Source organism: Streptomyces sp. NBC_01214 (assembly GCF_026340975.1).
In the GTDB taxonomy this organism is placed as follows: domain Bacteria; phylum Actinomycetota; class Actinomycetes; order Streptomycetales; family Streptomycetaceae; genus Streptomyces.
This window is the reverse complement of sequence record NZ_JAPEOS010000002.1, coordinates 1836609-1851966: the sequence shown is the minus strand read 5'-3', so window position 1 is coordinate 1851966 and position 15358 is coordinate 1836609. Positions and strand designations below refer to the sequence as shown.

Annotated in this window: 14 protein-coding genes and 1 pseudogene; 8 read left to right on the top strand and 7 right to left on the bottom strand. The window is 73.7% G+C overall.

The window, feature by feature from the left end:
- Nucleotides 1-15 precede the first annotated feature (15 nt).
- Nucleotides 16-777: a hypothetical protein gene (locus OG594_RS33190; protein WP_266606074.1), complete on the top strand. Its 762-nt coding sequence runs from the start codon at nt 16-18 to the stop codon at nt 775-777.
- A gap of 54 nt (nt 778-831) precedes the next feature.
- Here OG594_RS33190 and OG594_RS33185 read toward each other — a convergent pair whose 3' ends face one another.
- From OG594_RS33185 to OG594_RS33175, 3 genes are read right to left on the bottom strand one after another with little or no spacing between them, the layout of a single operon-like run.
- Nucleotides 832-1482, bottom strand: coding sequence for an ABC transporter (locus OG594_RS33185; RefSeq protein ID WP_266606073.1), 651 nt, complete (start codon nt 1480-1482; stop codon nt 832-834).
- Nucleotides 1479-2288 (bottom strand): ATP-binding cassette domain-containing protein, encoded by an 810-nt coding sequence (locus tag OG594_RS33180; RefSeq protein ID WP_266606675.1) that lies wholly within the window; start codon nt 2286-2288, stop codon nt 1479-1481. Before OG594_RS33180 ends, OG594_RS33185 begins: the two co-directional genes overlap by 4 nt.
- On the bottom strand, nt 2285-2959 hold the full coding sequence (locus OG594_RS33175) for an AIM24 family protein (RefSeq protein WP_266606072.1): 675 nt from the start codon (nt 2957-2959) through the stop codon (nt 2285-2287). Before OG594_RS33175 ends, OG594_RS33180 begins: the two co-directional genes overlap by 4 nt.
- Nucleotides 2960-3030: 71 nt before the next feature.
- Between OG594_RS33175 and OG594_RS33170 the strand changes: the two genes are divergently transcribed.
- From OG594_RS33170 to OG594_RS33155, 4 genes and pseudogenes are all read left to right on the top strand, one after another.
- The gene (locus OG594_RS33170) at nt 3031-3783 is read left to right on the top strand and encodes an aminoacyl-tRNA hydrolase (protein WP_266606071.1); all 753 of its coding nucleotides are present in this window, start codon (nt 3031-3033) and stop codon (nt 3781-3783) included.
- Nucleotides 3784-3958: 175 nt separating this feature from the next.
- Nucleotides 3959-5314, top strand: coding sequence for a DUF692 domain-containing protein (locus tag OG594_RS33165; RefSeq protein ID WP_266606070.1), 1356 nt, complete (start codon nt 3959-3961; stop codon nt 5312-5314).
- On the top strand, nt 5311-6381 hold the full coding sequence (locus tag OG594_RS33160) for a TIGR04222 domain-containing membrane protein (RefSeq protein WP_266606069.1): 1071 nt from the start codon (nt 5311-5313) through the stop codon (nt 6379-6381). The genes OG594_RS33165 and OG594_RS33160 overlap by 4 nt, the downstream gene beginning before the upstream one ends.
- Nucleotides 6382-6660: 279 nt before the next feature.
- Nucleotides 6661-7160: pseudogene (locus OG594_RS33155) on the top strand (alpha/beta hydrolase); the annotation flags it as partial.
- A gap of 130 nt (nt 7161-7290) precedes the next feature.
- On the opposite strand, the gene hemQ reads toward OG594_RS33155, so the two are convergent.
- Both hemQ and hemG read right to left on the bottom strand, forming a co-directional pair.
- The gene (gene hemQ, locus OG594_RS33150; RefSeq protein ID WP_266606068.1) at nt 7291-8004 is read right to left on the bottom strand and encodes a hydrogen peroxide-dependent heme synthase; all 714 of its coding nucleotides are present in this window, start codon (nt 8002-8004) and stop codon (nt 7291-7293) included.
- A 4-nt stretch (nt 8005-8008) separates the two neighbouring features.
- On the bottom strand, nt 8009-9493 hold the full coding sequence (gene hemG, locus OG594_RS33145; protein WP_266606674.1) for a protoporphyrinogen oxidase: 1485 nt from the start codon (nt 9491-9493) through the stop codon (nt 8009-8011).
- 154 nt (nt 9494-9647) lie between these two features.
- On the opposite strand from hemG, the gene OG594_RS33140 reads away from it, so the two are divergent.
- Together OG594_RS33140 and OG594_RS33135 are read left to right on the top strand one after the other, a co-directional pair.
- On the top strand, nt 9648-10649 hold the full coding sequence (locus tag OG594_RS33140; protein ID WP_266606067.1) for a DUF4349 domain-containing protein: 1002 nt from the start codon (nt 9648-9650) through the stop codon (nt 10647-10649).
- A gap of 59 nt (nt 10650-10708) precedes the next feature.
- Nucleotides 10709-12091, top strand: coding sequence for an FAD-dependent oxidoreductase (locus OG594_RS33135; protein ID WP_266606066.1), 1383 nt, complete (start codon nt 10709-10711; stop codon nt 12089-12091).
- Here the strand turns inward: OG594_RS33135 and OG594_RS33130 are convergent.
- Both OG594_RS33130 and hemE read right to left on the bottom strand, forming a co-directional pair.
- Complete coding sequence (locus OG594_RS33130) at nt 12004-13254, bottom strand: NADAR family protein (protein ID WP_266606065.1); 1251 nt, start codon at nt 13252-13254, stop codon at nt 12004-12006. The two genes, OG594_RS33135 and OG594_RS33130, sit on opposite strands and share 88 nt — an antisense overlap.
- 47 nt (nt 13255-13301) lie before the next feature.
- A complete protein-coding gene (gene hemE, locus OG594_RS33125; RefSeq protein ID WP_266606064.1) occupies nt 13302-14366 on the bottom strand; it encodes a uroporphyrinogen decarboxylase in 1065 nt (354 codons plus the stop codon).
- A gap of 91 nt (nt 14367-14457) precedes the next feature.
- Here hemE and OG594_RS33120 point away from each other — a divergent pair, with 91 nt between their 5' ends.
- A complete protein-coding gene (locus OG594_RS33120) occupies nt 14458-15114 on the top strand; it encodes a DUF3000 domain-containing protein (RefSeq protein WP_266606063.1) in 657 nt (218 codons plus the stop codon).
- Nucleotides 15115-15358 lie beyond the last annotated feature (244 nt).

Here is a 15358-nt window from a genome sequence, read left to right as displayed (position 1 = left end):
CGCTAGGTTCCCGCCATGGACGTAGGAGATTGGATCGCCGCCTGTTCCGGGGCGGTGGCCGTGGCAGCAGCCGGCATCAGCATGAGGCAGGCCAGGCACGCGAGCAGCCAGGTGGTGGCGGCTCACGAGCAGGTTCGGGTCGCACGGCAGCAGCTGGAGCATGCCGAGGCGGTCCGTCGTGAACAGAACGAGCCCTACGTCGTCGTCGACATCCAGCCGGACGCGTCGGGCACCCTCGTGATCGTCGTCGAGAACATCGGCTCCACGATCGCCCGCAACGTACGGATCGAGGTCGATCCCCCGCTGGAATCCGGATGGGGCGAGGACCTGACGGAGCTGCTCGCTCGGGCGTTCTCCCGGACGTTTCCCCTGCTTCCGCCACGACGACGACTTGAATTCCTTCTCGACGAGCAGGAGCGCTTCCAGAACACCGACCTTCCGACGGCCTACACCTTCACCGTCCGGTGCGAAGGGCCGTACGGCCCGGTGGAAGACAGCGAGCACGTGGTCGACTTCGGCACGTACGCCGAGACGCTGATCGCCCGCAGTCCCCTGCGCAGGGTGGAGGACAAGCTGGACGACATCGCCAAGGAGCTCGCGACACTCACCACCCTCTACGAGAAGGGCGACGCGTCTGCACTCCGGAAAGCGGAAGAGCACCGCGTCCAGACGCTGCGTGCCGCTCAGGAACAGCGACGCCGCGGCCAACTACAGCGCAGCCCCGACGACCGTCACCGTGATGGGCCGACGGGACCCTCCCGCTCCGACCGGGACTGAACGGGGTGCCTTCCGGCGGGTGGGAAGGCACCCGGGCCCGTACGGGCGAAGCGACTAGCGGCGTCGTGCCGCGGCCAAGCTGGCCGTCGTGCCCGCTCCGGCGGCCAGGAGCAGGGCGCCGGCCAGGGCCGTGAGCGGCAGCGGCGCCGGCCCCGAGCGGCCCGCCGTGACCAGGGCGGACACCGCGCCGCGGGCCGGGGAGACCGCGAGGACCAGGGCGAGCAGGGAGCCGAGGGTCCCGGCCAGGACCGCGTGGCCCCGGCGCCGGAGCAACGGCCTGCTGCACAGGGCGCCCACGGCCGTGCCGGTCAGTGCGCAGGCCGCCACCGCGAGGGCTCCGGCGAGGGCGGCCGCGCCGGGGTCGGCGCCGGCCCGGTCGCCGGTCAGCAGGGCGACGGCGGCCGCCGCGGCTCCGGCGAGCAGCGCACCGGCCGACGCGGTGAGCAGGGCCGCCGCGTGGACCCGTACGGGACCGGCCGCGGCGGCCGTGCAGTCGCGGGCCGCGTCCGGTTCGACGGTCACGCAGATCCGGACGAGCCAGGCGGTGGCCGGGACCAGGCCGGCGGCGGCGAAGCCGAGGGAGTCCAGTACCGGGTCGCCCGGCCGGATGCCGACGGCCACGAAGGCGGCGTAGGCGAGGAGGGGCGCCAGCCAGCGCTGGGAGCGCAGCAGCAGGGCGCTCTGGTAACGGAGCAGGGCGGTCACGGGAGTTCCTCCACGGCGCGGATGTGCCAGGGCGGCCGGGCGGTGAGCAGGTCGCGCAGGACCGCGTCGGAGCGTGCGGCTTCCACGGTGAGCTGCACTCCCCCGCCGGCTGCCGGCGAGGCGGCGAGGTCCGGGGGCAGCGCTCGGCCGGGCGGGCCGACCGCGTGGATCCGTACGCGGGGCCCGGCCGGCGCGGACACCGGTACGAGTGCCCCGCCCTCGACCCGGTAGTGGGCGTCGGCCGCGCCCGCGAGCCGCCGCGGGTCGTGGTCGACGAACACCACCGTGCCTCCGGCGGCGGTGCGTTCGGCGACGGCCCGGTCCAGCTCCGTCCGGGCGGAGCCGTCCAGGCCGGTCCACGCCTCGTCGAGGACGAGCAGCCCCGGTTCGGCGAGCAGGGCCTGCGCGACGGCGACCTTCTGGCTGCTGCCCTTGGACAGTTCGGCCATCGGGGTGCGGGCGTACGCGGCGGCGCCGAACCGCTCCAGCCGGTCGGCCGCCCGGCGGGCCGCCTCGGCGCGCGGCAGCCCGTGCACCCGGCCCAGCCGGGTCAGGTAGTCGGCGGCCGTGAGCGGCAGCGCCGCCGGGAAGCGTTCGGGCACGTAGCCGGTGCGGGGCGGGCGACCGGTGACGCGCCCCTCGGTCGGGGCCTCGATCCCGGCGACGAGCCGCAGCAGGGTGGACTTGCCGCCGCCGTTGCCGCCTTCGACGCGGACGAGGGCGCCGCGCGGGAGTTCCAGCGTGATCCCGCGCAGCACCCAGGGGCGGCGCCGTCCGTAGCGGCGGCCCACATCGGTCAGGTTCAGTGCGCGGCCGCCGTCTCGGTGACCTCGCTGGGGCGGACGATGACGAAGCCCTCGCCGCTCAGCTTCAGCTGGACGGCCTCGCCGGAGCCGCCGCGGATCATCGAGCCGACCGACTGGGAGCGGTGCAGTCCGGTCTCCAGCTGGGCGCTCCAGCCGACCACCGCGTCCGTGTCCACGTAGACCGGGGCCTGGGCGGTGACCGGGATGATGATCGGGTGGCCGTCGCAGACGACGGCGAGCTTGCCGGTGCCGGTGAAGAGGCTGTTGAAGAGGCCACCGCCGGTCATGCCGGCGCCCTTCACCATCTTGATCTCGTAGGACAGGGTCGGGTCGAAGCAGAGCACGTTGCGGCCGTTGATGGTGAGGGCGTCACCCGGCTCGAATTCGATGATGAAGCAGTTGTCGGCCCGGTGGGCGAACCAGGCCTCGCCCTGACCGCGTACGGACATGAGCGCGAGGCCCTCGCCCGTCACGGCGCGCTTGAGCATGCCGCCTATGCCCTGTCCCTTGCGCTCGAACTGGAGGTTGCCGCGGAAGGCGATCATCGAGCCCTGGCGGGCCAGCATTTCGCCGTTGACGTCGTACTTCACGGACTTGGCGTTCTGCAGGGTCATGCCGGGGACGACGGCGGCCCGGGCCAGGTTCTCGGACGCGAAAAGATCACTCTTCATGGCATCGATCCTCACCCGGGTCGACCACCCGGGGCATCATCCTGAAGGCGGAGGCTGGCATCCTTGGCAGGATGAGCAGCCAGCACACCCACGACATCTCCGACGTCCCCGCGGTCGGGGCGGACAGCCCCTTCCGGCAGGAGCACGTACTGCGCGACGAGGCACCGCAGTTCGTGCTGCCGCTGGTGGTGCGGATCGAGAAGGCGGAGCCGCCCGCCCGGACGGACGCCCTGGAGACGGCGGCCCGTGCCGTGCTGGTCCTGCTCACCGACGAGCGGGCGCACGGCGAGGGCGAGTGGGCCGAGGCCGTCCGCGACTGGCAGGACGCCCGGATCCGCAAGGTGGTCCGGCGGGCGCGCGGGGCGGAGTGGCGCAAGGCGGAGACCCTGCCGGGCGTCACGGTGCACGGGGACGGCGCGCAGGTACGGGTCTTCCCGCCGGTGCCCCTCGACGGCTGGCCCAAGGTACTGGCCAAGCTCCAGGTGTCGGGCACGGATCTGGACGATCCGGAGCCGGTCGCCGCGACCGTGGAGCCGGGGCTGCCGGTGCTGTGGCTCAACCCCGGCCTCGACATGTCGGCCGGCAAGGCCATGGCCCAGGCCGGGCACGCGGCGCAGCTGGCGTGGTGGGAGCTGACGAGGGCGGAGCGGACCGCCTGGCAGGATTCCGGTTTCCGGCTGGCGGTACGGACGGCCCCGCGCGAGCGGTGGGCCGAGCTGAGCGGCAGCGGGCTGCCGGTGGTCCGGGACGCCGGGTTCACCGAGATCGCGCCGGGCAGCGCGACGGTGGTCGCCGACCACCCGGCGCTGCGGGCCCGGCTCTGACCGTCCGGTGTTGACCGTCCGGTGTTGACCGTCCGGCTCTGACGGTCCGGCTCTGACGCGCTTCCGGGCCGGCGGGAACCTCAAATGTTCCTCTGAACGTCCCCTCCTGCGATTGGCGCGACTCCGTCGGGGCCATGACATCCGCACACGGTGCGACGAGAGGGGGCGAGGGGACATGAAACCCATGGCACACCTGGGGGTGGGCATCGGCTGGCGGCCGGAGATCGCGGACGCCGTCGAGCGGCTTTCCGGCCTGGACTGGGTCGAGGTGGTGGCCGAGAACGTATGCCCCGGCCACCTGCCCGAATCCCTGCTGCGGCTGCGCGAGCGGGGCACGCGCGTCGTGCCGCACGGGGTCTCGCTCGGCCTCGGCGGCGCGGACCGCCCCGATCCGGCGAAGCTGGCGGCCCTCGGTGAGCGGGCGGTGGCGCTGGGGGCGCCGCTCGTCACCGAGCACATCGCCTTCGTACGGACCTCCTCGCCGGTGCTGGAGGCGGGGCACCTGCTGCCGGTGCCCCGCACCCGCGACGCGCTGGACGTGCTGTGCGAGAACGTGCGGATCGCGCAGGACGCCCTGCCGGTCCCGCTGGCGCTGGAGAACATCGCCGCGCTGTTCTCGTGGCCGGGCGAGGAGCTGACGGAAGGGCAGTTCCTCACCGAGCTGGTCGAGCGGACCGGGGTCCGGCTCCTCATCGACGTGGCCAACCTGCACACCAACCGGGTCAACCGGGGCGAGGACCCGGCCGCCGTGCTGGACGCGATCCCGCTGGAGGCGCTGGCGTACGTACACGTGGCGGGCGGCATCGAGCGGGGCGGCGTCTGGCACGACACCCATGCGCATCCGGTCCCGCCGGTGGTGCTCGACCTGCTGGCCGAGCTGCGCTCCCGGGTGGAACCGGCGGGCGTCCTGCTGGAGCGGGACGACGACTTCCCGCCGGAGGCCGAGCTGGCGGGCGAGCTGGCCGCGATCCGGGCCGTGGTGACGGCCGGACCGGCCGCGCCCGTGGAGGCGGCCACCGCCGGGTCCGGCCCGGCGGGCACCGCCCCCGGCACCGAACCGGGCACCGAACCGGGCACCGAACCCGGCACCGAACAGGGCACCCACCCGGGCCCGGTCGCGGAGTCGGTCCGCACCCGAGTGGCGCTCGGTCAGGCCGCGCTGCTGTCGGCGCTGGTGGCCGGGACCCCCGTACCCGAGGGCTTCGACCGCCGGCGCATCCGGGTGCAGGCCCGGGCGCTGGCCGCCAAACGGGCCGACGTGGTGGCGAAGCTGGCTCCCGAGCTGCCCGTGATCCTGGGCGGCCCGGACCCGTACCGCGCCGCCTTCCTCTCCTACGCCAAGAGCCGCCCGATGACCTCCGGGTACCGTCGGGACGCGTTGGACTTCGCCGAGGACCTGCTGATCCGGGACCTGCCGGCCGATCCGGCCGCCCGGCGCCGGCTCACCACCTGGTGGCGGGACCGGGCCGGGGCCAGGCCGCCCCGCCGGATCGTGCGCTGGGCCCGGACGCTGGCGGGGAGAGCGGCATGAACTTCCTCGCCGTGGCGATCTGGATCGCCGTCATCCTCTCCTCCGTCCTCCTGCTGGCCGGGCTCCGCAGGTCCCGGTCCTCGTCCGCGGGACCGTCGCCCGCCCTGCACGACCTGTCCGAGGCCGCCTTCGTGGTGGGCGGCCCCGGCACCGTCGTGGACGCCGCACTCGTCTCGATGCTCGGCGACGGCCGGCTGGTGGCCGGCGGTCCGGGCATCGTCCAGGTACGTCCCGGGGCGCGGGCCACCGACACCGCCGAGCGGGCCGTCCTCCAGGCCCACCAGGGGGCGCCCTCGGGATGGCTCTACCAGGTGCGCTACGCCGCCATGTGCGACCCGGCCGTCCAGGAGATCGGGGACGGGCTGGCCGACCGCGGGCTGATCACCCCGCCCGGATCCGGGCTGCGCCGCCTGCGTCGCTGGGGGCTGATCCAGGCCGTCGTGTGCGCGCTGCTGCTGTTCCCGGTGTCGCTGGTGCTGACCGTCGTCTCGCTCGCCCTCGATTCCGGCTCCGGGGTTCCGTTCATCGCGAAGGTGGTGGTCGTCCTGGTGGGCGGCATCGTCGTGGGCCTGGTCTGCGCGTCCCGGGCCAAGAGCCGGGTCACCGGGGCCGGGGCGCGGGCGCTGCGCGCGATCCGCTCCGCCCACCTGAACGACCGGACCCCGCACGTGCAGACCGCACTGTTCGGGCTGCGCGGTCTGCGGGACCCGCACCTGCGCCGGCAGTTGGTGCCCGCCGTACGCGGTACCCGGCTGGCCGCGGCCCAGTCGCGCACGCGCTTCCACGGCACGGGCGGCTCCTCGCACGGGTCGGGGGCCGAGGTGCTGCCGATCGTCTGGTGCGCCGGGAGCGACGGGGGCGGTGGCGGTGGTTCGAGCTGTGGCGGCGGTTCGGGCTGCGGCTCCTCGGGCAGCAGTTGTGGCTCCTCGGGCAGCGGCTCCAGCTGCTCCAGTGGTGGTTCCGGCTGTGCGAGCAGCAGTTCCAGCTGTTCCAGCAGCAGCTCCAGTTGCGGCAGTTCGTCGAGCTGCGGCAGTTCGTCCAGCTCCAGCTGCGGCAGCAGCTCCTGACCGGCGGGCGCACTGCGACCGGGGACGCAATCCGCGGCAACGGGGCCATCGGCGGCGACACCGGCCGGTGATCCTTTACAAGGCGACCACCCGCGCCTCTCATCGGTTCATCGGATGAAAGGGAGGGGCCGCCATGCGGACGGGACTCGCAGGCTGAGCGGCCGCCCTGGCGGCGTTCTCCCTCCTCCTGTGCGTCCCGGCCCACGCCGCGCGGCCGGCGCCGCCCTCGCCGCCCGCCGCGCGGCGGCCCGGGCCACGGTCGAAGGGCCGCGCCGGATCGCGACGGCGGTCTCCACGGCGGTGCTGTGCAACGACGCCCCTTGGCCCGCGGACCGGGAGAGCTGGGACCGCGACAACACCGAGCTGGCGCGCAGGGCCCGTTCGAGACCTGGACCGATGCCTTCCTGAACCTTCCGTGCGCCTCCTGGCCGGTGCGCGAGCGGCAGCGGCCGGTGGCGGTCGGGGCCCAGCCGGAGCAGCTGCCCCGGACCCTGGTGGTCGCGGCGGAGCGGGACGGGGCGGCCCCGTACGCGGGCGCGCTGGAACTCCAGCGGCGGCTCGGCGCCGGGGCTTCCCTGGTGACGGAGAGGGGGGCCGGCTCCCACGGAGCGGTCGGCGGACGCAACGGCTGTGTGGACCGTCACGTGGAGCGGTATCTGCTGACGGGCGCCACCCCGGGGTGGCGGGTCACATGTGCGCCGCATCCGGAGCCCGCACCGGTGTCGCTGGACGACCGGGCAGCGAGCGCCCACAGGGCACTGCTGCCGCCAGTCGTCTGAACTTCCGGGCGGGATCTCCGGCTGCGTCGTTTCGGGGGCAGGGGCCGTCTTTCGGACCAGCCTCCCGATCCACCGGAGGAACTCACCTGACGGTGTGGTCGTCCTCCGGTCCTTCCCCCCAGGGGAGGTATCAGGCGAGCCCGGCCACCAGATCGGCGACGGACTTGCGGCGCCCGGTGTAGAAGGGCACCTCTTCACGGACGTGCATGCGGGCCTCGGAGGCACGCAGGTGACGCATCAGGTCCACGATGCGGTACAGCTCGTCCGCCTCGAAGGCCAGCATCCACTCGTAGTCGCCCAGCGAGAAGGAGGCGACGGTGTTGGCGCGCACGTCCGGGTAGCCGCGGGCCATCTTGCCGTGGTCGGCGAGCATGCGGCGGCGGTCTTCGTCCGGCAGCAGGTACCAGTCGTAACTGCGCACGAAGGGGTACACGCTGACGTACTCGCGCGCGACCTCGTCGGCCAGGAAGGCCGGGATGTGCGACTTGTTGAACTCGGCCGGGCGGTGCAGGGCCATGTTCGACCACACCGGCTCCAGGGCGCGGCCCAGCTTGGTGCGACGGAACAGGTTGTAGGCGGTCTGCAGCTCGTCCGCCGTCTCGGCGTGCCACCAGATCATGACGTCGGCGTCGGCGCGCAGGCCGGAGACGTCGTAGGTGCCGCGGACGGTGATGTCCTTGGCGCCCAGCTGGTCGAAGAGCTCCTGGACCTCGTCGGCGTAGCCGGTGCGGTCCTCCGGAAGAACGTCCTTCAGCTTGAAGACGGACCACAGGGTGTAGCGGATGACCTCGTTGAGGTCCTTCGCCTTCTTCCCCGCGTTGGGAATCTTCTCTGGTGCAGTCATGTGCCTATTGTCCCGTGCGCTGATCAGTGGTCGGTGCCAGGGGTGCCGTACGCGCACCGAGCGCGGCGATCACCGCGTCCGCGGCCTTGCCGGCGCTCGCGATACAGGCCGGAATGCCGACTCCGTCGTAGACCGCGCCGCACACGGCGAGGCCCGGCAGGGCCGCGACGGCGGTGCGGATCCGGGCGACCCGGTCGAGGTGGCCGACCGGGTACTGGGGCAGTCCGCCGTCCCACCGGGTGACGGTGGAGGCGACCGGCCGGGCCGCGAGGCCCACGGCCTCGCCGAGGTCGGCCAGGGAGACGTCGACGAGCTCGCCGTCCTCGCGCTGCAGGTCGCTCTCGTCGGCGTAGCGGCCGACCGAGGTGCGCAACAGGAAGAGGTCGGGATCCGTCCCGGCCCAGGCCCACTTGTTGCTGGAGAAGGTGGAGGCCTTGATGGTCCGGCCGTCGACCGGGGGTACGAGGAATCCGCTGGCGCCGCCGTCGGAGACGGCCGCCGGCAGGTCGGAGCGGCGGAAGGCCATCGTGATCAGGGCCATCGAGGCGTACTCGACCCCGCGCAGCTCGGTCGCGGCGGCCGGGGCGAGCCCGTCAAGCAGCCGTGCGGCGGCGCCGGCCGGGGTGGCGAGGATCACGGCGTCGGCCTCGATGACCTCGGTACCGGCCACCACCCGCCAGCCCCCGGCCGTACGGGCGACCTCGCGGACGGGGGCGTCGGTGACGAGCCGGGCCCCCGCGGCGCGGCAGGCCTCGGCCACGGCGATCGGGAGCCGTCCGATGCCGCCGGCGATGCCGGCGAAGACCGGACCGGCCTGCTGGGGCGCGGCCTCCGCCCGGCGCTGGAGTTCCCGTACGCCGTCGCCCAGGAGGGCGTGCGTGCGGGCGACCTCGAAGAGCTGGGGGACGGCGGCGCGCATGGAGATGCGGTAGGCGTCGCCCGCGTAGACCCCGCCGAGCAGCGGTTCCACCAGCCGGTCGACGACCTCGCGGCCGAGGCGGGCCGCGACGTACGCGCCGACGGCGACGTCGTCGCCGATCTCGGTGGGCGGGAGCGTCCGCTCGGCCTCGATGCGGGCCAGTCCCTCGGCGGAGAGCACCCCGGAGGCGGCGAGCGGTCCCAGGTCGCCGGGGACGCCCATGACGTGGCCGCGCGGCATCGGCCGCAGCGCGCCGCGGGTCCACAGGTGGGCGGTGGCGGTGGCGGGCGCCTGCACGGCGTCGCCGAGGCCCACGGCCTCGGCCAGGGCCACGGCTTCGGGGCGGCGGGCGAGCATGGATTCGGCGCCGAGGTCGACGCTGGCCCCGGCGACTTCACCGGCGTGGAGCTTGCCGCCGAGCCGGGGTCCGGCCTCCAGCAGGGTGACGCGGACGCCTTCGGCGAGCAGCCGGTGGGCCGCCGCGAGGCCCGCGATGCCGCCGCCGATGACGACGGCGTGGCGCTGGGAGCCGGTGGACCGGGGCGAGGAGCCCGGCCGATCCGTACGCATGTCCGCTTCGTGCATGGACACATCGTCTCAGACCGATCTCCGAGGCCGGACCGTGACCTCATCGGGATCACCCCGGGACCGTGGATGCGAAACCCGCGACGGGACTCTGGACGTCGAACCGGCAACACCAGCCGATCCTCGGGGGTTTACAGCGATGCGCAGCTTCGACAGACACCGTTCCGCGGCGGCCCTGGCCGCCCTCGCACTGGCCGGGGCGCTCGCGCTCACCGGCTGCGGCGCGAGCGGCCAGGGTTCCGCGAACGACAAGGCGGCGGTGGCGCCCGCCGCCGACGGCAAGGCCCCGGAGGGCGCCGCGGCGGCCCCGGCGCCGGCGCCGGCCGGGTCCGCGGGCGCCGCGGGCTCCTCCGCGAACAAGAACGCCGGGCCGCCGGCCGTGGTCCGGCCGAACGTGATCCGGACCGCGACGCTCGGCATCGAGACGGCGGACGTCCAAAAGACGCTCGCCGCGGCCCGCACGGCAGCCGACGAAGCGGGCGGCTACGTCGGCAACGAGTCCACCAAGCGCGGCGAGGACGGCCGGATGACCTCGACGCTGACGCTGCGGGTGCCGGGCGAGCGCTACGACGCCGTGCTCGGCGCCATGGAGGGCAGCGGGAAGCTCCTGCACCGCAAGGTCGACGCGCAGGACGTCACGGAGAAGGTCGCCGACATCGGCAGCCGCGTGGCCTCGCAGCAGGCCAGCGTGGCGCGGGTGCGGGAAATGATGGGCAAGGCCTCGGCGCTGAGCGAGGTGGTGATGCTGGAGAGCGAGCTGTCGCGCCGCCAGTCCGACCTGGAGTCGCTGCTGGCGCAGCAGACGGCGCTGAAGGACCAGACCTCGCTGGGCACGATCACGCTGGAGGTCTCGGAGCCGGCCGCGAAGCCGGAGGCCGAGAAGAAGGAGAAGAAGAAGGAGCCCACCTTCCTGGGGGCCCTGGGCGGGGGCTGGGACGTCTTCACCAAGGTCGTGCGCTACCTGACGGTGGCGGTGGGCGCGGTGCTCCCGTTCGCACTGACGGCCGTGGTGGTGCTGCTGCTGGTCCGGCTGTACCGGCGGTGGCGTCCGGCGCCGGCGAAGACGGCCCCGGCGCCGTGGCGGGCGACGGTACCGGCGGCCCGGACGGCTCCGGACGCCGAGGCCGACGTACAGGACTGAACGCGCGTTCGGCCGTAGCGTGTTCACCATCCGACGGTGGTGAAGGGGCGGTACGGACGATGGCGACGGAACGACTGGTGGTGGTGGGCGGTGACGCGGCGGGGATGTCCGCCGCGTCACAGGCCCGCAGGCTCAGGAGCGCGGCGGAACTGGAGATCGTCGCGTTCGAGCGCGGGCACTTCACCTCCTATTCGGCGTGCGGGATCCCGTACTGGGTCGGCGGTCAGGTCGCCGAGCGCGACGACCTGATCGCCCGTACGCCGGAGGAGCACCGGGCCCGGGACATCGATCTGCGCATCCGCACGGAGGTCGTGGAGCTCGACCTCGCCGGCTCCCGGGTCCGCGCCCGCGATCTGGACACCGGATCCGAATCCTGGACGGGCTACGACAAGTTGGTCCTGGCGACGGGCGCCCGCCCTGTGCGCCCCCGGCTCCCCGGCATCGGCGCGCACGGCGTCCACGGGATCCAGAGCCTGGACGACGGCCAGCGACTGATGGACACCCTGCGGCGCACCGGGGGCCGCAGGGCGGTCGTGGTGGGCGCGGGCTACATCGGCGTGGAGATGGCGGAGGCCCTGGTGGCGCGGGGGTACGAGGTCACCGTCCTGCACCGGGGCGAGCAGCCGATGGCCACGCTGGATCCGGACATGGGCGGCCTGGTGCACGGCGCGATGAACCGGATGGGGATCCGTACGGTCTCCCGTGCCGAGGTGACCAAGATCCTCACCGACGAGGAGGGACGGGTCCGGGCGGTGGCCACCTCGGCGGGCGAGGAGTACGGGGCGGACGTGGTCGTGCTCGGCATCGGCGTGGAGCCCCGCACCGCGCTCGCCCGCGCGGCCGGCCTCCCGCTCGGCCCGTCGGGCGGCATCCTCACGGACCTCTCGATGCGGGTCCGGGGCCACGAGAACATCTGGTCGGGCGGCGACTGCGTGGAGGTCCTGGACCTGGTCGCGGGCCGCACCCGGCACATCCCGCTGGGCACGCACGCCAACAAGCACGGCCAGGTCATCGGCTCGGGCGTGGGCGGTGGCTACGCGACCTTCCCCGGGGTGGTGGGGACGGCCGTCAGCAAGGTCTGCGACCTGGAGATCGCCCGTACGGGGCTGCGCGAGCGCGACGCGCTGGAGGCCGGTCTGCGGTTCGTGACGGCCACCATCACCTCCACCAACACGGCGGGCTACTACCCGGGCGCGGCGGAGATGACGGTGAAGATGCTGGCGGAGCGCCGTACGGGCCGCCTCCTCGGGGTCCAGATCGTCGGCGGCGCGGGCGCGGCGAAGCGGGTGGACATCGCGGCGGTCGCCCTCACGGCGGGGATGACGGTGGACCGGATGGTGTCCCTGGACCTGGGCTACGCCCCGCCGTTCTCCCCGGTCTGGGACCCGATCCTGGTCGCGGCCCGCAAGGCGGTCGCGGCGGTGCGCTCGGCGGGGGTCTGACCGCTCTGCGCGCGGCGCAGTTCCGAGCGGACCAGCTCCAGGAGGCGGCCCGTCCAGTTCCGACCGCCGCGGGGGCCCTCGTCGCGCCAGAACGGCGCCTCGGAGATGCCGGTGTAGACGATCGCGGCCTCGCCCGTGGCGAGCAGGACCTCGGCGAGACGGGGGTGCTGATCGAACTTCGCCCGCAGCAGGGCGGCCATGACGGCGAGCCGCTCGCCGGGCCAGCCGGCCCGGCGAGCGGCCCCGCCACCCAGTTCCCGGGCCTCGCGGGCGGTGGCGGCCCCGAGGATCCGGTCGTGGTCGGCGGGGCCTGCGGCCGACAGGGCCCAGTAGGCGTGGAACACGGTGGGGTAGCTCCGGCCCGCGTACGTGAAGGGGGCGTCGTAGTCGTTGCGCAGCACGAAGCGGCCGGGCTCCGCCGGCCAGCCCCGGGGGTACACGGCCTCGTCGAGGACGACCGGGGGCACGGGAGCGCCTTCCGGGTCGTCCGCGTACGGGACGGCCCGGCCGTCCTGCGCGCGTTCGACGTACTCGGTGAGCTCGGTGAGGTACGCGAGGGCGCCCCGGTGCATGTCCTCGGTCGCCACCGGACCGTCCCCTTCCACCGCCTCGCCCAGGTCGGTCAACAGCATCCGCAGCGGCCGGTCCTGACGGTCCATGTCGCCGAGGAGGTAGACCCGCCTGTGGGCGGGGACCGCCAGGTACGCGTCCCGGAGCAGCAGGCGCCGCTCCGCGGTCGGCTCCGTCGTGTAGGCCCGGACGGCGTCCAGGCACCGGTCGGCCGTGGTCGGCCGCCCGGCCAGCCGGGAGATCTCGTCGGCGACCTCCAGGACGAACCCCTCGTCGGTCCGCGGCTCGGGGTACCGGGATTCCCACCTGGACCGCTTCGGCGGCCCGTCGCGGCGCTCGCTCCGCTCACGCCGCTCGCGCCGCTCGCGCGCCTCCGGCGGGTCCAGGGTGATCTTTCCCGTGACCAGCAGCCGCTCCAGCCCCGCCAGGTCGGTCGAGTCGTGGCCGCCGTAGGTGATCTTGCCGTCCGCGTAGACGAAGAGGTGCGCGACGACGTACTCGTCCACCAGGTCGTGCCTGCGCCACACGAGGCACCAGGCCCCGTCGATGTGTTCTCCGTCGGATATGCGAAACGTCGGTCCGTGCCATGTCATGCAGGGCACGGTACCGACGTTTCGATCTTGCTCGGGTGCGGTTCCGCTCAGCGGGCCGTCTTGGTGTGGACGTAGTCCACCAGGCGGGTCAGCGCGTCCGGGTCGGTCGTCGGCAGGACGCCGTGGCCCAGGTTGAAGACGTGGCCCTCCAGGCCGGCGGCGGCCGCGAGGACCTCGTCCGTCTTGGCCTCGACCGCCTCCGGGGTGGAGAAGAGCACGGCCGGGTCCAGGTTGCCCTGGAGCGCCTTGCCGGGGCCGACCCGACGCACGGCCTCGTCCAGCGAGACCCGGTAGTCGACGCCCATGACGTCCGCGCCGGCCTCGCCCATCAGGCCGAGGAGCTCGCCGGTGCCCACGCCGAAGTGGATCCGCGGGACTCCGTAGGAGGCGACGGACTCCAGGACCTTCGCGGACGCGGGCATCACCGAGCGGCGGTAGTCCGCCGGGGCGAGGGCGCCCACCCAGGAGTCGAAGAGCTGGACGGCGGAGGCACCGGCCTCGATCTGGACCTTCAGGAAGGCGGAGGTGATCTCCGCGAGGCGGTCCAGGAGGTCGGCCCACAGCTGGGGGTCCCCGTACATGAGGGCCTTGGTGTGCTCGTGGTTCTTCGAGGGACCGCCCTCGACCAGGTAGCTCGCGAGGGTGAAAGGCGCGCCCGCGAATCCGATCAACGGCGTGGAGCCCAGTTCACCCGTGAGCATGCCGATCGCCTCGGTGACGTACGAGACGTCCTCCGGGGTGAGGTCGCGCAGCTGTGCGAGGTCCTCGCGGCGGCGGATCGGCTGGGCGACGACCGGGCCGATGCCCGGCTTGATGTCCAGGTCGACGCCGATGGCCTTGAGCGGGACCACGATGTCGGAGAAGAAGATCGCCGCGTCCACCTTGTGGCGGCGCACCGGCTGCAGCGTGATCTCGGTGACCAGGTCGGGCCGCATGCAGGACTCCAGCATCTGCGTGCCCTCGCGCAGCTTGCGGTACTCCGGGAGCGAGCGCCCTGCCTGCCGCATGAACCACACCGGGGTGTGCGGCACCGGCTCCCGCCGGCACGCCTTCAGGAAGGCGGAATCGTACGTCTGACTCGGCTGGCCCGTGGGGCGGGTGTTGGCGCTCACGACCCAAATCTTCGCACGTACGAAGAAGTGTCCGACCCGGCGAGGGTGTCCCTGCGGCGCGCGGGCGCTCGTTCCGCCTAGTCTTCCCCGCATGGCTGCGGCTCAGGGACGATTTTCAGATGGCGCCGAGGGTACGGACAGCGCGAAGGAGAGCTCCGTCCCGCTCCCGTTCCGGCGGGCGGTCGACGGTTTGAAGAAGGCCCGGCTGCGTCCGGGGATCGAGATCGACCCCACGAAACCACCCCAGAGACTGGCGCCGCACGCCTACGCACTGGAGGCCGCGGTGGTGGACGGCGAGGACGACCTGGCCGACGGCCGGCTCATCCTGCTCCACGATCCGGCCGGGCACGACGCCTGGCAGGGCACCTTCCGCCTGGTGACGCTGGTGCGCGCGGAGCTGGAGCCGGAGATGGCCGCGGACCCGCTGCTGCCCGAGGTCTGCTGGTCCTGGCTGACGGGGGCGCTGGAGGCGCGCGGGCTGGCGTACGGGGAGGCGAGCGGCACGGTGACCATGGCGGGCTCGCACTACTTCGGCGGGCTCGCGGAGCGGCGGCCGGCCACGCAGATCGAGATCAGGGCCTCGTGGACACCGCGCGAGGGCGTGGGCGGGGTGCCGGACACCTCGGCGCACCTGTCGGCGTGGTGCGAACTGCTGTGCCAGATCGCCGGGCTGCCGCCGGTGGGTCCGACGGACACGGCGACGGGCGTGGTCTCCCTGCCACAGCGTCGCGGTCCGCACCACCCGTAGCCGCAGGGCCGGACGCCCCCCGGAATCGGTGCGGCACAGAACGACTGATCGAAGAAGTGGGCGGACTGTCGAAAGACGGCGTCCCTTGCAGGCTTCTGATCAACCGATGATCGATCGCGCGTCCGAATTGCCCGAATTGTTACTCACCAAATCGTGATCATTCCCTAAAGCCGGGCGGGTGACGTGCCGAAGGAGTGGGTGACCATCCGCACGGTTCGCACCGGCTTCCTTCCCCGAGCCGGCC

Excerpts from the sequence above, each read along its gene's own strand:
- OG594_RS33170 (WP_266606071.1), top strand. The coding sequence starts at position 3,031 with ATGAGCAGCCAGCACACCCACGACATCTCCGACGTCCCCGCGGTCGGG.
- OG594_RS33175 (WP_266606072.1), bottom strand. The coding sequence starts at position 2,959 with ATGAAGAGTGATCTTTTCGCGTCCGAGAACCTGGCCCGGGCCGCCGTC.
- OG594_RS33160 (WP_266606069.1), top strand. The coding sequence starts at position 5,311 with ATGAACTTCCTCGCCGTGGCGATCTGGATCGCCGTCATCCTCTCCTCC.
- OG594_RS33135 (WP_266606066.1), top strand. The coding sequence starts at position 10,709 with ATGGCGACGGAACGACTGGTGGTGGTGGGCGGTGACGCGGCGGGGATG.
- OG594_RS33165 (WP_266606070.1), top strand. The coding sequence starts at position 3,959 with ATGAAACCCATGGCACACCTGGGGGTGGGCATCGGCTGGCGGCCGGAG.
- hemQ (WP_266606068.1), bottom strand. The coding sequence starts at position 8,004 with ATGACTGCACCAGAGAAGATTCCCAACGCGGGGAAGAAGGCGAAGGAC.
- OG594_RS33190 (WP_266606074.1), top strand. The coding sequence starts at position 16 with ATGGACGTAGGAGATTGGATCGCCGCCTGTTCCGGGGCGGTGGCCGTG.
- OG594_RS33120 (WP_266606063.1), top strand. The coding sequence starts at position 14,458 with ATGGCTGCGGCTCAGGGACGATTTTCAGATGGCGCCGAGGGTACGGAC.
- OG594_RS33140 (WP_266606067.1), top strand. The coding sequence starts at position 9,648 with ATGCGCAGCTTCGACAGACACCGTTCCGCGGCGGCCCTGGCCGCCCTC.
- hemG (WP_266606674.1), bottom strand. The coding sequence starts at position 9,493 with ATGCGTACGGATCGGCCGGGCTCCTCGCCCCGGTCCACCGGCTCCCAG.
- OG594_RS33130 (WP_266606065.1), bottom strand. The coding sequence starts at position 13,254 with ATGACATGGCACGGACCGACGTTTCGCATATCCGACGGAGAACACATC.